12 protein-coding genes and 1 pseudogene are annotated in these 14,877 nt (G+C 71.9%); 3 read left to right on the forward strand and 10 right to left on the reverse strand.

Annotated elements, in window-relative coordinates; genetic code table 11:
- Positions 1–94: pseudogene (locus ACWDY5_RS32685) on the forward strand (superoxide dismutase); the annotation flags it as partial.
- Between the two features lie 158 nt (positions 95–252).
- Here the strand turns inward: ACWDY5_RS32685 and ACWDY5_RS32690 are convergent.
- Together ACWDY5_RS32690 and ACWDY5_RS32695 are read right to left on the reverse strand one after the other, a co-directional pair.
- Positions 253–1,515, reverse strand: coding sequence for an MFS transporter (locus ACWDY5_RS32690; protein WP_449725999.1), 1,263 nt, complete (start codon positions 1,513–1,515; stop codon positions 253–255).
- Positions 1,516–1,611: 96 nt separating this feature from the next.
- The gene (locus tag ACWDY5_RS32695; protein WP_252482369.1) at positions 1,612–2,043 is read right to left on the reverse strand and encodes a MarR family winged helix-turn-helix transcriptional regulator; all 432 of its coding nucleotides are present in this window, start codon (positions 2,041–2,043) and stop codon (positions 1,612–1,614) included.
- A 231-nt stretch (positions 2,044–2,274) separates the two neighbouring features.
- Between ACWDY5_RS32695 and ACWDY5_RS32700 the strand changes: the two genes are divergently transcribed.
- Positions 2,275–4,869: a ricin-type beta-trefoil lectin domain protein gene (locus tag ACWDY5_RS32700; RefSeq protein ID WP_449726000.1), complete on the forward strand. Its 2,595-nt coding sequence runs from the start codon at positions 2,275–2,277 to the stop codon at positions 4,867–4,869.
- 17 nt (positions 4,870–4,886) lie between these two features.
- On the opposite strand, the gene ACWDY5_RS32705 is transcribed toward ACWDY5_RS32700, so the two are convergent.
- From ACWDY5_RS32705 to ACWDY5_RS32715, 3 genes are all read right to left on the reverse strand, one after another.
- The gene (locus ACWDY5_RS32705; protein ID WP_449726001.1) at positions 4,887–5,594 is read right to left on the reverse strand and encodes a hypothetical protein; all 708 of its coding nucleotides are present in this window, start codon (positions 5,592–5,594) and stop codon (positions 4,887–4,889) included.
- An 11-nt stretch (positions 5,595–5,605) separates the two neighbouring features.
- Entirely contained in the window at positions 5,606–6,424 is an 819-nt protein-coding gene (locus ACWDY5_RS32710) for a hypothetical protein (RefSeq protein WP_449726002.1), read from the reverse strand.
- A 146-nt stretch (positions 6,425–6,570) separates the two neighbouring features.
- Positions 6,571–8,028, reverse strand: coding sequence for an NCS2 family permease (locus tag ACWDY5_RS32715; protein WP_449726003.1), 1,458 nt, complete (start codon positions 8,026–8,028; stop codon positions 6,571–6,573).
- Positions 8,029–8,082: 54 nt separating this feature from the next.
- Between ACWDY5_RS32715 and ACWDY5_RS32720 the strand changes: the two genes are divergently transcribed.
- Entirely contained in the window at positions 8,083–8,364 is a 282-nt protein-coding gene (locus ACWDY5_RS32720; RefSeq protein WP_252482364.1) for a DUF2530 domain-containing protein, read from the forward strand.
- Positions 8,365–8,379: 15 nt separating this feature from the next.
- Here the strand turns inward: ACWDY5_RS32720 and ACWDY5_RS32725 are convergent, their stop codons facing one another.
- From ACWDY5_RS32725 to ACWDY5_RS32745, 5 genes are all read right to left on the reverse strand, one after another.
- Entirely contained in the window at positions 8,380–8,886 is a 507-nt protein-coding gene (locus tag ACWDY5_RS32725; RefSeq protein WP_449726004.1) for a hypothetical protein, read from the reverse strand.
- The gene (locus ACWDY5_RS32730) at positions 8,870–10,486 is read right to left on the reverse strand and encodes an alpha/beta hydrolase (protein ID WP_449726005.1); all 1,617 of its coding nucleotides are present in this window, start codon (positions 10,484–10,486) and stop codon (positions 8,870–8,872) included. Before ACWDY5_RS32730 ends, ACWDY5_RS32725 begins: the two co-directional genes overlap by 17 nt.
- On the reverse strand, positions 10,483–10,782 hold the full coding sequence (locus ACWDY5_RS32735) for a hypothetical protein (protein ID WP_449726006.1): 300 nt from the start codon (positions 10,780–10,782) through the stop codon (positions 10,483–10,485). The genes ACWDY5_RS32730 and ACWDY5_RS32735 overlap by 4 nt, the downstream gene beginning before the upstream one ends.
- A gap of 179 nt (positions 10,783–10,961) precedes the next feature.
- Positions 10,962–13,889 (reverse strand): sacsin N-terminal ATP-binding-like domain-containing protein, encoded by a 2,928-nt coding sequence (locus tag ACWDY5_RS32740; protein ID WP_449726007.1) that lies wholly within the window; start codon positions 13,887–13,889, stop codon positions 10,962–10,964.
- Positions 13,886–14,872, reverse strand: coding sequence for a DUF3027 domain-containing protein (locus ACWDY5_RS32745; RefSeq protein WP_449726008.1), 987 nt, complete (start codon positions 14,870–14,872; stop codon positions 13,886–13,888). The genes ACWDY5_RS32740 and ACWDY5_RS32745 overlap by 4 nt, the downstream gene beginning before the upstream one ends.
- Between the last annotated feature and the right edge of the window lie 5 nt (positions 14,873–14,877).

Here is a 14,877-nt window from a genome sequence, read left to right on the forward strand (position 1 = left end):
CATCAACGCGCTGTGGAACATCGTCGACTGGACCGAGGTCGGCAAGCGCTTCGAGGACGCCCGCGCGGGCAAGAACGGCCTGCTGCTCCCCTGAGCGCGGCAACCCAGGCTTCGGCGGTGGATGCTCCGACAAGTTGACGTCGCCGAGAAAGAGTGAGGCCCCGGACTCCTCGCGGAGCCGGGGCCTCACTCTGTTCCCGAACTGACTGCCGCTCCCACCACGAAGCGGACAAGACTTAGGTTAGCCTTACTTCACTCCTCGGTCAACCCACGCCTTCTCGCCCGGAAGAGTGGCCAGCGGCCGACCGGCCAGCGCATGCCGCCGCGACCTGCCAGAACGGCTCCGCAGACGATTGCGGCCAGCAGCGAGACCACCCCGCCCACCAGCAGCGGCATCTGCCCGCCGTACTCCTGCGCGATCCATCCCATCACCGGGCTGCCCAGCGGGGTGCCACCCAGGAAGACCAGCATGTACAGGCCCATCACCCGGCCGCGCATGTCCGGCCGGACGGCCAGCTGCACGGTCGAGTTGGCCGTGGTTGTGAACGTCATCACGGCGATGCCGGTGGGGATCAGCACCAGGCCCAGCGCGGTGAAGGTGGGCATCAGGCCGAGCACGATCTCCAGCACCCCGAACACCGCCGCGCCGCCGATCATCACCCGCAGCCTGGGCTTGCCCTTGGTGCTGCGCCGGGCGGCCAGCAGCGCGCCGAGGAAGGTGCCCGCGGCCAGCAGGGTGGAGAGCAGGCCGTAGCCGTCGGCGTCGCGGCCGAAGACGTTGCGCGCCACCACCGCCAGCGTGCTGCTGAAGTTCAGGCCGAAGGTGCTGACGAAGAACACCAGCACCATCACCACGACCAGGTCCTTGCGGCCGCGGACGTAGCGCAGGCCCTCGCGCAGCTGGCCCTTGGCCCTGGGCACCGGCGGGTTGCGGTGCAGCTGGGCTGGGTTCATCAGGGCCAGGCCGAGGATCACCGCGCCGAAGGTGGCCGCGTTGAGCAGGAACACCCAGCCGGTGCCGATCAGCGTGATCAGCACGCCCGCGATGGCCGGGCCGGTGATCCGGGCCATGTTGAAGTTCATCGAGTTCAGCGCGACCGCGTTGGTGACCTGGTCCTTGCCGACCATCTCCACCACGAAGGACTGCCGCACCGGCGTCTCCACCGCGGTGAAGCAGCCCAGCGCCAGGCAGAGCGCGTAGACGTGCCAGAGCTGCGCGGCGCCGGTGACCGCCAGCAGGCCGAGCACCAGCGCGCACAGGCCCATCGCGGTCTGCAGGCCGATCAGCAGCTTGCGCTTGTCCATCCGGTCGGCCAGCACGCCCGCCCACAGCGAGAACACCAGGGTGGGCGCGAACTGCAGGGCCATCGCGATGCCGAGCGCGATCGCGTTGCCGTGCGAGAGGTCCAGGACCAGCCAGTCCTGGGCGACCCGCTGCATCCACACGCCGATCAGCGAGACGATCTGGCCCGCGATGAAGTAGCGGTAGTTGCGGGTGCGCAGCGAGGCGAACATGCCTGGGCGCTTTGCCGGGGTTGGACTGCTACGCGGATGGGTTGAGTCGTCGGTCGGACGCTGTTCCGGCTCACGTTCCGCGTAGGTGGTCACCCGTTACTGCCCCGCCATCCTGTCTATGATCTCGGCGGCCCGGGCCAGCACTGCCCGGTCCGAGTCGTCGAGCTCGGCCAACTGCTTGTCCAGCCAGCGTTCCCGGGCCCGCACATCGGCCCGGATGAACGCCCGCCCCTGCTCGCTGATCTCCACGATCGCCTGCCTGCCGTCCGTAGGATGCGGACGCCGGGTGGCGAAGCCGTGGTCTTCCAGCGCGGCGATCACCCTCGTCATCGAGGGCGGCTGCACGCCTTCCTTGCCCGCCAGCTCACCAGGGGTCAGCGGTCCGCACTTGAACAGGCAGGACAGCGCGGACAGCTGGGTCAGCGTGACGGTGGAGTCGGTGCGCTGCGCGCGGAGCCTGCGGTTGAGCCGCACGACGGACAGCCGCAACCGGCTGGCGAGGGTGGGCTCTGTCTCGAACTCCGGCACATCCTTAGCATACCAAACGACTTTCGGCCTGACTGTGCTTTTTGTCCCATGCCACCCAGCCGGATACCGCCATTCGGCGCTACCCAGGGCAGTCGCTTGCGCCGTCAATGGAAACAGGGCTGCCTGCCGGGGAAGGACCGCGCCCAGCCATCACCGTGACGGAAGGCGTGGTTCGGCGTGCGCGCAGTGCTGCCTGGAGTTGTGCTGTCCCTACTACTCGCGGGGACGGCCGTGGCCGCCCCGCCCCACCAGCACGCCACCCACGGGCACGCGCTGCCGCCGGGGGCCAGCCCGGACCGGGAGACGCCGGAGCACCTGTACGAGCAGGAGCGCAAGGTCCTCGGCGAGCGGCACGCGCGCGAGCACCTGGAGGCCAGGAAGCGCGCGCTGCGCGAGGGCCGCAAGGCCGATCCGCACGCCAGGTTCGACGCGCCGGGCGAGACCCCGCCGCCACCGGGTCCGGCGCACGAGGTCGGCCGGTTCGAGACCAGCGGCGCGGCCCACCCCTCGCCGGACTACGGCGTGCACGTGGCGGTGCTGCCCACCGGCAAGGTGCTCTCCTTCAGCTTCGACGAGGTCACCAAGAACCCCCAGGAGGAGACCAGCCCGACCTACACCGTCGGCGCGCGCAACCGCGGCCGCGCCTACCTGTGGGACCCGAAGGCCGGCACCGGCGCGACCGCGTGGAAGTCCGTGCCGCCGCCGGTGGTGGACCTGCCGGACGGCTCCGGGCAGCCCAGGCCCGCGCCGCTGTTCTGCACCGGGATGGCGTTCCTGCCCAACGGGAACCTGGCCGTCTTCGGCGGCAACCTGGCCAAGGACGGGCAGCTCTCCGGGGCCAGGCTGGTGTTCACCTTCGACCCGTGGACCGAGACCTGGCACCGGCAGCAGGACATGTCCGTCGGCCGCTGGTACCCGACCTCCTTCCTCACCCCGGACGGCCGGGTGGGCACCGTCTCCGGCGAGGACGACAACGGCTGGCTGACCGCCAAGACCGAGATCTTCCCGGCCAGGAACACCCCGATTCCCGGTGTCGCCCAGCGGAACGCGACCAACCTGCCCAGCGAGACCGCGCCGGTGCAGGTGTTCACCTGGGACTACCCGCAGGCGCTCACCCTGGCCGACGGCTCCACCTACCTGCTCGGCCGCGGCGCGGACCAGCAGCAGCGGCTGGACACCAGCTCCTGGTCGGCGCAACGGCTGCCGGACCGGCCGGACGGCCTGATTCGCCGCTACGGCCCGGCGGTGCCGCTGCCCGGCGGCGCGCAGGGCCCCACCCAGGCACTGCTGACCAGCGGCAGCACCGGTGATCCGAAGGCGCTGCGGCTGGACTCGGCCTCCGGCAAGTGGCAGCCGGACAGCGCCCGCGCGTTCAGCCGCAACAACGACAACCTGGTGCTGCTGCCCGACGGCAAGGTGCTCTCGGTCAACGGCGAGACCGGCGACCAGCTGCGCGACTACGGCGCCGGGCACAAGGTGGCCGACGGCGACCAGCGCTACCGCCAGGTCGAGCTGTACGACCCGGCCACCCGCGCCTGGCAGCTGGGCCCGTCCTCGGCGATGCTGCGCGGCTACCACTCCAACGCGGTGCTGCTGGCCGACGGCCGGGTGCTGGTCACCGGGGACGAGTTCCAGCAGATGACCAGGGACACGAACAAGAACGACAACCTGCTCGGCTCGATCGAGATCTACCAGCCGGCCAACCTCTTCCGCGGCCCCCGGCCGAGCATCACGCACGCGCCCGAGGTGCTCCAGTACGGCCAGTCCTTCACCGTGCACTACAGCGGCGAGGCCCCGCCTGCTCGGGCGGTGCTGGTCTCCCCCAGCGCGTCCACGCACGCGGTGAACACCACCCAGCGGCACGTCGAGCTCACCGTTGAGTCCACTGTGGATGGTCAGCTGACGGTGCGCGCGCCTGCCGGCTCGGCCGCCGTGCTGCCCGGCTACCACATGCTGTTCCTGCTCACCGCCGTCGGCACGCCGAGCGTGTCGGTGCCGGTGCGCTTCGACCCGCCACCGGCCCGCAGGCCCACCTTCACCGCGCAGGCGGTCACCACCGACCAGCCGGGCGAGCGCTGCATCGACGCCGACGGCGCCCGCGCGACCCCCGGCACCAAGGTGCAGCTGTGGGACTGCAACGGCACCAACGCGCAGCGGGTCACCCTGCGCGCCGACGGCCGGATCACGCTGGACAGCGGCGGCTGCCTCGACTACGGCGACGGCAACCCCGCCGCAGGTCGGGTGGTCACCATCCAGGTCTGCGGCGGCGACGGCCAGATCTTCGGCTACGACACCGCGAAACGCGTCCTCACCGCGCCGAACGACCTGGTGCTGGACGTCTTCGGCAACCGCGCGGACAGCGGCGCGGAACTGGGCCTGTGGCACCCGAGGGGCAGCCCGAACCAGAGCTGGACCCCGGCGGGCGGCCCGCGTCTGGTCGACTCGATGCTGCACACCGACCTGCCCGGCGGCCGCTGCCTGGACGTCGCGGGCGGTTCGTCCGCGCCGGGCACCAAGGTCCAGCTGTGGGACTGCAACGGCACCAACGCCCAGCGCTTCACCCAGCGCGCGGACGGCCGGGTCGAGGTGCGCAGCGGCGGCTGCCTTGACCACGGCCCGGACAACCCGCCCGCCCCGCACCTGGTGACCGTGCAGCCCTGCGGCGGCGACGGGCAGCGCTGGACCTACCACCCCGCGCTGCGGGTGCTGCGCGCGGCGGACAACGGGCTCGCGGTGGACGTGGGCGACTTCAACCCGGCCAACGGCGCGGACATCGTGGTCTACCACCCGCACCGCGGCGCGAACCAGCTGTGGTCGGTGGGCTGACCACCAGGGCACGACCGCTAGTTCGCGGTGAACTGGTCGTAGAAGGCGGTCTTGATCCGCACGATGGCCTCTTCGGTGCGCTTGAAGCAGTCCCATTCCCCGGCCGAGCCGAGCGCCTGCCACAGCTGGACGCCGAGCTGGTCGGAGTGGGTGCAGGCCAGCGGCGAGAACTCCGCGAGCGGGCGGACCTTGGCGTCGTGCACCTTGTGCGGCAGGTAGAACGTCGACCGGTCGCCCAGCACCGGCCCGATCCGCTGCCACAGCTGCTCGTACTCCACCGCGACCAGCACCTCGCCCCAGAACCGCAGCACCGTCAGCAGGCCGGCGTCCGCGTGCTCGCGCGCGCCGGCCTCGCTGATCAGCTCGAAGGTCGCGGTGATCGCCTCCAGGGTCGCCCGGGTCGGCCTGCTGGTGACCAGGTCGGCGCGCGGCACACCGAGCCGGAGGATGTCCTCCTTCATCTCCTCGCGGTGCGACAGGCTGCGCCCGTCCTCGCCGGGGTACTCCTCGCGCAGGATCACCCTGGCGATCCGCACGCTGCGCTCGTCGGTCAGCAGGTCGATCGCGAGGTCGTAGGCGGGGGTGAAGGCCAGCGACAGGAACCGCCGCTGCAACAGCACCGCGTGGAACTGGCTTTCGGGCAGCCCCGCCACGTTCGCCAGCACCGGGTGCGCGCGGAACCGCGCGATCAAGCCGTCCTCGAACTCGTCCAGTTCATGTGCCATCGTCGCCCCAGTCACAGTCGTTTCCGTTCCAGATCGCGTTCCCAGTCCAGCGGGTCGATCTCCACGCCGATCTCCCACAGCGTGTCCAGCTCCTGCTGGAACTGCCGCCCGAGCAGGCTGCCGGAGCCCTGGATCTCCAGCTGCGGTGACTCGATCGCGAGCTGGCCGTGCAGGAACACGCTGACGTAGTAATGCGTGTCCGCCTTGTACACCGCGGCCGAGGGCAGCGAGTTGAACACCTTCACCTTCAGGTGGCCTGCCCGGCGGCGTTTCTCGGTCACCAGCTCCTTGAGGATGCCGAGGTTGTGCCGCACCCCGCTCCTGACGTTCCACTCGGGGTTGGACCTGCCCCGGGCGCGCAGCGCGTCGTCCCGCAGCGAGGCCACCATCGAGTTGGGGTACAGCAACAGGATGCGGACCTCCGCGCGCCGGTCCAGCGCCTCGCCCAGCGACTCCTTCAGCCGTTGCAGGTTGGGGATCCAGGTGTTCAGGATCGTCACCTGCCGCGCCTGCTTGACGTAGCGGATGTAGTCCTCGTTGGCCAGGTTCGGGTGCACCGCGACCAGCCCCTGCTCGAAGCCCTGCGCGACGGCCCGCCGCACCGCGTCCACCTTGGCGTCGATCTCGTCGAGCTTGGCGAAGCCGTCGACCTCCAGCGTCACCACCAGGGCCATCGAACCCAGCACCAGCAGGGTGATCTTCTGGATGGTCCCGCCCGGCGCGATCAGGTCCAGCCAGCCCGCCAGGTCCGCCACGGCGACCGCGATGGACAGGCACGCTGCCGTGTACAGGCCGGTCCGTTCGAACGTGCGCCGAAGTCTGCTCGCCATGTTGTCGCTGCCACCCCAGAATTGATCAACCAAGGGTGGCCCCGGTCACAGGGGGTGTCAACCGGGTCTTCCTGCTCCGCCCGTTCGGCGGCCGGAGCAGTGCGCGCGGCGGACGCCGTTCGGTGGCCGCGACTGGCGGCCTGCCTCTAGAGGAAAAGCGCGCGCAGCGGCCCGATGCCGAAGTAGAGCAGGAAGGCCACCGCGACCACCCACATCAGCGGGTGGATCTCGCGGGCCTTGCCGGTGGCGGTTTTCAGAGCCACGTAGCTGACGAAGCCCGCGCCGATGCCGTTGGCGATGGAGTAGGTGAACGGCATCACCACGATGGTCAGGAAGGCCGGCAGGGCCACGGTGAAGTCGGTGAAGTCGATGTCCACGATCTGGGTCATCATCAGCGCGCCGACGATCACCAGCGCCGGTGCGGCCGCCTCCACCGGGATCACCTGGTACAGCGGGGTGAAGAACATGGCGGCCAGGAACAGCAGGCCGGTGACCACGTTGGCCAGTCCGGTGCGGGCGCCCTCGGCGATACCGGCCGCGGACTCGATGTAGACGGTGTTGGAGGAGCTGGAGGCGACGCCACCGGCGACCGCGGCCACCCCGTCGACGAACAGCGCCTTGCTGGTGTTGGGCAGCTGCCCGTCCTTGTCCACCAGCCCGGCTTCCTTGCCGAGGCCGGTCATGGTGCCGATGGTGTCGAAGAAGTCGGTCAGCACCAGGGTGAACACCAGCATCGCGGCGGCCAGCGCGGGCAGCCGGGTCCAGGCGCCGAAGGAGACCTCGCCGAACAGCGACAGGTCCGGCAGGCTGAACACGCTCTCCGGCAGGGCGGGGTAGCCGAGGTTCCAGCCGCGCGGGTTGCTGCCCTTGGACGGGCCCGCGTTGACCAGGGCCTCGATCACGATGGCCAGCACGGTGCTGCCCAGCACGCCGATCAGGATCGCGCCGCGGACCTTGCGTGCCACCAGGATCGCGGTGCCCACCAGGCCGACCACGAACACCAGCGTCGGCCAGGAGGCGATCGAGCCGCCGATGCCGAGGCTGACCGGCACGGTGGTGCCCGCGGCGTCCGGGATGCGGCGGACGAACCCGGCGTCGACCAGGCCGATCAGGCAGATGAACAGCCCGATGCCGACCGCGATGGCGGCTTTGAGCGGCGCGGGCACCGAGTTGAACACCGCGGTGCGGAACCCGGTGACCACCAGCAGCAGCACCACCAGGCCGTTGACCACGATCAGGCCCATCGCCTCCGGCCAGGTGACCTGCGGGGCGATGGTGACCGCGACCAGGCTGTTGATGCCGAGCCCGGTGGCGATGGCGAACGGGTAGTTCGCGATCAGTCCGAACAGGATGGTCATCGCCCCGGCGACCAGCGCGGTCACCGCGGCCACCTGCGGCACCGGCAGGATCGCGCCGAGCACGTCCTTCTTCGCCCCGGCGTCCTCAGCGGAGAAGCTGCCCAGGATCAGCGGGTTGAGCACCACGATGTAGGCCATGGTCACGAAGGTGACCAGCCCGCCGCGGACCTCCCTGCTGACCGAAGAACCCCGCTCGGAGATCTTGAAGAACCGGTCGAGACCGGACGGGACCCCTGTCTTGGCCACCGCGGTTCCTCCCTGCTGCCACTGGCCGTCGTTTCGGCAGGTAGCCTGCCTGACGTGGCCGAGAGAAGCGAACCCAGCCCGGTTACGAACAGGCAAACACCCCCGCCCCCGCCCGCCCTGCCCCGTGGCCTGGTGGACGCGGTGCCCGCGGTGTCGGTCGGCACCGGGGTGTTCTTCGTCGCGTTCGTGGTGCTGCTCACGCTGCGCGGCACCGAGTCGGTGTGGACCTGGACCTGCCTGGTCGGCGGACTGCTCGGGTTCGTCGGGCTGGCCGTGATCGCCTGGCAGCGGGCGGCGGCCCGGCGCGGGTCCCGCTCGGCGCAGACCGGGGTGTAGGCAGCGAGGATCGGTCTACTGGGGGTCGGGCGTCCCGTTCGGCCACACGCAAGGCGAACTCGCGTTGATGGCCAGCAGCCCGCGGGCGTTGCCCTGCACGCTGAGCCGGAACTCATCCGGCTGGTGCTGCACCCACAGGTACCAGTCCTTCGGCCGCGAGTCGTCCAACACCACGTAACCGTTGCCCACCCAGTAGCTCTTGAGGGTGTCGAACACCCGGTTGAACTCCTCCACCGGCACCGCCGTGGTCTCGAACGCCCTGGAGACCACCTTCCGGCCTTGGGGACCGTTGTCCGAGGACGGCTCACAGGACACGACATCAGCCACCACCTGGGTAAAACCGGCATCGGCTGGAAGTTGCGCGATGGCCGCGCGGATGTAGCCATCCACCCGCTCGGTGGCTTCCTGCTGAGTGATGGTCGGCTGCACAACTCTCCCCGTCCACGTGTAGACAACCAGCGCGGCCACGCCGAGCACCACCACGGCACCCAGCACGAGCAGTCCTCTAGTCCGTCGGCTCACCGGCAATGATCTTTCCCATGTTCCGCAGCGACTTGTTCGTGATGTCCCAGTACTCCATGTGCGCCGCAATGCTCGGCAACCCCAGGTTGGATGTGCCCGGGTCGGAGGTGAACACCTTGCCGCCGAAGCGCTGATCAGCGGGATCCGGCCCGTGCGGGTCGAAGATCGGCACGTTGTCCCGGTCCAGCCCGATCGGGACGTTGGTCGCGTTGATGGCGTCGTGTTCGGCGACACTCGCGTGCACGCGCTCCGGCGGGATGTTGAGCTGGTCGGCCCGCTCGACGCCGACCCCGGGGCTGCCGATGAAGACCAGGTCGTCGGCCTTGAGCCCCAGGTCCCGCGCGGTGTGCCCGACCACGGTCGACCCGTAGCTGTGCCCCACCACCGTGTTGTGCGAAGGCTGGCCCTCGTGCGTGGCACGCAGTCCCTCCTGGAAGCGCGCCAAGCCCTCCCTGGCGTTCTGGGCGTAGCTCTCACCAGCCGCGTCCGGCAGCGGCGACTGCGGAGCGTCGTAGCCGACCCAGCTGATCACCGAGGTGGACTCCGACCCCGCCTGCCGCGCGGCGGTCACCATGCGGTCGGCCCGCTCCAGGTAACCGCCGCCGTCGGCCAGGTTCGAGCCGGTGCCCGGTACCAGCGTGGCCACGTTCTTCGCGGTGTCCGGGTTGCCCATCGCCACGATCGCCCGCCCGTTGCCGTCGGCGTTGACACCCAGCAGGAAAGCCGGTTGCTTACCGGCATCCGGGGTCGCCCGCAGACGTTGGGTGATCGCGTCCAGCCCCTTGAGCTTGTCCGTCAGCTCCACCAAGCGCTGCTGGTCGTCATGAGTGAGGTGCGGCTTGGCCGACAGCCGGGTCTTCTCCTCGGACAGGCTGGCCTGCAACCCGGCCAGTACCACCCGGTTGGCTCGATCCCGCACCACGGCCGGAACCCCGTCCAGCGCGCCGATCCGGGCGCCGTCGGTGGCCAGCAACGACTCCCGGTCGGCGATGCTCAACCCGTCCCACCACCGCTTCACCTCCGCCGGCGAGGTCCCCGCCGCCGGGATGGTGGCACTGGCCGGAGTGCACACCTGGATGCCACCGGGCGCCATGCCGGTGGACTCCTGGGTGATGCGGCGCAGCGCGGCCGCGGCCTCGGCGTCCACGGTCGCGGCCTGGCGGAGGATGTCGCGCACGCTGGTCGTCAGATCCGCGCACAGTTGAGCCCGGTTCGGCGCGCCCGGCGGCATCGGCGTGGCCACCACCACGGCGCCGTCGACCACCAGGCCGTCGCTGGCCACCCGCAGGTGGTTCGCGCGCGCGGTGGCCAGCTCGTCACGCAGCTCTGCTTGTAGCCGGGTCAGCCGCTCGCCCGCCTCCCGCAGCACCGGCGGGATACCGGAAAGCCCCTTGGCGAGGTCGTCCAGGCGAGTCCGCTGGTCGCCGATCTGCTGCTTGGCGGCCTCCGCCGCCGCCCCGCGCCACTCGTCCAGCCCAGCCAGTCCCCGGGTGGCTTCTCCGGCCCGGCTGGTCATCGACTTGGCCAGCTCCTGCCAGCGCTGCGCGGCGCGGGTGAACACCCCTGGCTCGGCCTCACGCAGTTCCTCCACCGTGGTCATCGCGGCGCCAGCCCGGACCGCGCGGTGTCCTCGGCGTGGGTGTAGGTGACGGCGGTCAGTTCCAGGTTGTCACCGGCTACCGCGAGCTTGGTCGCCACCGCGATCAGGGTCTGCGACCAGGTGTCCTCGCACTGCGACAGCGCCTGGGCCAGCGCGAACGAGGTGTTCGCCGCCGCGTCGCCGTCCTGCGCACCGCTGTTGGCACGGATGTCCCGCTGCGCTTGGTCAGCGGTGGTGACAAGGCCCCTGCCCACCTGCCTGAGCTGATCCGCGGTGACCGCGATCTTCCCCCTCAACGCTCCCCCTTCGCATCAACACAACGCCTCCCCCAGGCTGTGGTGCGCGACCGCTCCCTCCCGACCGTAGCGCGATCGTCCGGATGACAGAGCCCATTCGCGGTCTGATCCACCCCACCGGCGGTCGCATCACCGGAAATGCGGACACCGAATGGGGGACAGGTCAGGAGTACGCCCGCTCAGCGCAGCAGCGTCGATGCGGTCGGGTCGGCGAGCAGGGCGGCCAGCAGGTGCCGGTCGTCCCAGCGGTCCAAGGTCCAGGCCAGGGCGCGGGCCAGGCCCTGGGGGTCCTCGGTGGTGTGCAGCTCGCCGTCGGGGTCCAGCCACCAGGGCACGGTGTGCCGGGTCTCGTCGACCAGCACCACCAGCTCTTCGTGCACGTGCAGGTCGCCGTCGGGGTAGTCCAGGCCGAGCAGGTCGCAGGTCTCGACCACGCCGTCCAGCTCCGCCCACGGCTGCACCCGGCCCGCGCTGACCACCTCGTCGCCGTCGGAAGTGGGCAGGTCGAGCAGGTCGGCCAGCGCGGGGGCGTCCCCGCCGGCGACCACCTCGGCCGGGTCCAGCACGGCCAGCCACCACGGGCCGTCCAGCACCAGCGCGCGTTCGGTGGCCACCACGGTCCCGGCCAGCGAGCGGACCGCGGCAGGCGGCTCCACCTCGGCCGGGTCCACCCTGCCCTCGCTCACCGCGTCCGCGAGCGCCTCGTGCGCGCGCAGCACCACGCCCTCGCGCACCAGCCGGTCCGGATCGGCCAGTCGGGCCAGCACGTCGATGGCGTCGTCCACATCGGACACTTCGACCGAGTCGCGGACGCCCAGCAGGGCGAGGAGCTCATCGCTGAGCCCCTCGGCCGGGACGACCTCGTACAGGCCGTTGAGCTCGTCCACGTCGGCCCGGCGCCAGTCCCTCGGTGGGCGGCCGCCGATCAGCGCGAACCGGGACAGCCACCAGGCGGTGTGCCCGTCCCGCAGCCGAAGTGCCTGCCAGGCAAGGGGATCCGCCGCGATCAGGCGCAGCGCGACCGGCCAGGCCTCCTCGGCGACCAGGTCCAGGTCGCCGACCGCGATGATCTGCCGGGGGCCTTCGCCTGCCGGGTGAGCGGCGGCCACCTCGTCCCACCACTCCTGCTCGTCCGGCAGGTCGTGGTCGGGTCCGGCCGGCGACTCGTCCACGATGATCGGGAAGGAGTCCAGCACGCCGATCGCGGTGAGCAGGCCGGGCGCCCAGCGCTCGGCCACCTCGGCGGCGAGCACGCCGAGCGGGCTGTCCTCCGCCAGCACCGCGCGCAGCGGCGAGGCCGGCAGCAGCAGCTCATCGGCCCGGCGCGGGTCGCCGTGCTCGTCCGGCAGGGCCAGCGCGGCCAGCCACGGGGCCTCGCCCCTGCGCAGTCCGGCCAGCTCGACCAGGCGCAGCACCACGTCGGTGAGCGCGGCGGTGTCCAGTCCGGCTTCCAGATCCTCCACGCTGCGCTCCACCGCGGGCCGCAGCTCCGCCAGCAGCTCGGCCGCGCCGACGGACTTGGCGCCGAGGCGTTCCAGCAGCCGGTGCTTGGCCGCGGGGTGCACCACCCGCAGGCCGATGTCCACAGTGGACATCGCGGTGAGGATGTCGTCGGCCACCTCGGGCAGCAGCACGCCGCGCGGGCCGGTGACGGTGCGCCCGTCGACCAGCGGCACCGGCAGCGCGCCCAGCTCCTCGCGGGCGGTGGAGTCGACCTCGGCCACCGGGGCCAGCGCGGTGTAGAGCCGGTGCCACCACTCCGGCGCGCGGTCCACGCCCGCCACGGTGGCCACCACCTCGGGCAGCCGGATCCGGCGCACGCCAACGGCTTGCAGCGCGCGCAGGTGCTCGGCCCCGGCCAGCTCGGCAGGCAGCAGCCCACCCAGTGACGGCCCGAGCAGCTCGACCAGCTCCGGCGCGGCCACGTCCAGCAGGCAGGCCTGACGCGGGGAGAGCACCGCCTTGTCCGCGGCCACCAGCCATTCGGCGTTGGTCAGCGCGGTGAGCACCAGCTCGCGCAGCTTCTCGTCGACCTCGGAGAGCGGGAACTCCGGCAGCGGCACCAGCGCGGTCCGGCTGGCCGGGGGCAGCGCCAGCAGCAGCTGCGGGTAGCAGTCGGCGGCGGCCCGCAGCACCGCGTCCGCGGCCGGGCTCGGCGCCAGCCGACGACGGGAGGGTTCGATCGGCAGTCCGGCGAACAGCCTGGCCGGTAAGGAAAGCCGCTCGTCGGTGGGCGTGGGCGCGTAGAGCACGTCGGACCCGGCGGGACAGGGCGTGCCGGACTCGTCCAGCCGCACCGCCCAGCACACCGACCACCCGGTGCGCCGCCGCGCCTCCACCCCGAGACCGGCCAGCACCTCCTCGCCGAGCTGCCCGGACTCCCGGTGCAGCGCCCAGCGGGACGGCCCGGCAGGCGTGCTCAGCTCGGCCACGCCGTCCGGGTGGTCCACCCTGGTCCAGACCTGGTCCTCGACCTCGATCCGGCTCAGCCCGGGCAGCGCGAGCAGCAGGTCCTCGGCCTGTCCGGCCAGCTGGTCCAGCAGCGACTGACCGTCCACACCGGACAGAGGAAGGCGCACCTCGGTGTCGAAGCCGGGCGGCAGCGGCTCGGGCTCGACCGCCCAGGGCAGCCGCAGCACCGGGACGGTGTCCTCCCGCTCGGCCAGCTCGGTGGCCAGCTCCGGGATGGCCCGCACCTCGGCCAGGGTGTCCGCGGCGGAGAACCGCACACCCCCGGCAGCCGAGCGCACACTCGGCTCGGTGCTGACCGCCAGCACCGCGGCGAACCCGACCCCGAACTGCCCGACCCCGCCGGAGCGCTTGGCCGAGGCCCGCAGGGAGGCCAGCGCGGCCACGCCCTCGGCGTCCAGCGGGGCGCCGGTGTTGGCCACCCTGAGCTCGTGGCCGGCCAGGGTGACCCGCAGGATGCCGCCCGCGCCCGCCGCGTCGGCGGCGTTCTGGGCGAGTTCGACGAAGAGGCGGTCGCGGTAGCCGCCGTAGCGCAGGTCGTCCTCGGCGTTGGCGTCCTCGCGGAACCGGGTCGGCGAGGACGCCCAGGCCGCCAGGGTCGCCTGGCGCAGCTCGTCGGCGCGGAAGGTCTCGCTCACTCCTGGGCTTCGTTCGCGGCGGGGGACTCCGGCAGGATCGCCTCGGCCTCGACCGGCTCAGCCGCGACCTCGGTCGCAGCCTCGGCGGTGGGCTCCGGCGCAGCCTCGGACGGGGCCTCCGCAGCAGTCTCCGGCGCGGCCTCGGTCGCGGCTTCCGCGGCAGCCGCGGTCGCGGTCGCCGGCGCGGTCTCGGCGCGGCTGGGCCGCTGCTCGACGTCCAGCATCGCGTCGTCGTAGATCACCTCGGCCACCGGCACCAGCGGCGAGGTGTCCACCTCGGCCTCGGAGTGCGCGCCGCAGCCGTACTCCGCGTGCACCACCCGGCCGTCGGCGGGCGAGTACTCGTTCCCGCACACCCCGAACGCCGCGCGCAGCGACCCGGCCAGCGGCAGGAAGAACCCGCAGCCCGCGCAGGAGCCCGGCGCGCTGCGCGCCATGTCGCTGCCCGGTCCGAAGTCGCCGCCGGTCCAGCGGGCCGCGGCCTCCGCCCGGCCCTCCCAGGACAGCACCCGCATCCGGCCGAGGCCCACCTCACGGCTGACCTCCTCGACCGCGGGGTCGTCGCTGTGCAGGTAGCCGGGGACCAGGCGGTGGTCGTCGGGGGAGGTGGGCAGCAGGTCGCCGACGCCGAGGTCACCGGCCTTGACCCGCTGGTTCCACGGCACCCAGTCCGGGGCGACCAGGGCCTGCGGGCCGGGCAGCAGCACGACCTCGCTGACCGTGACCGGTTCCTCGCCGCCTGCCTGGGAGACGGTGACCGCCCAGCGCCAGCCGGTGTAGCCGGGGTGCGCGGCCTCGAAGAAGTGGGTGACGGCCGACGGGTCCTCGACCGCGGTGCCGACGTGCCCGCCGACCTCCTCGCCCTCAGCGGCCTCCGCGGCCGCGGCCTGGGCCAGCGGGACCGCGTTCACCAGTGCGGCGCTCGCCTGCGTGCCGTCGATCGAGTCGGTCCGGTGCTCGGCTGGAGTGGAGGTTGGGGTCACATAGC

The sequence above is a fragment of the Crossiella sp. NPDC003009 genome, assembly GCF_053591555.1.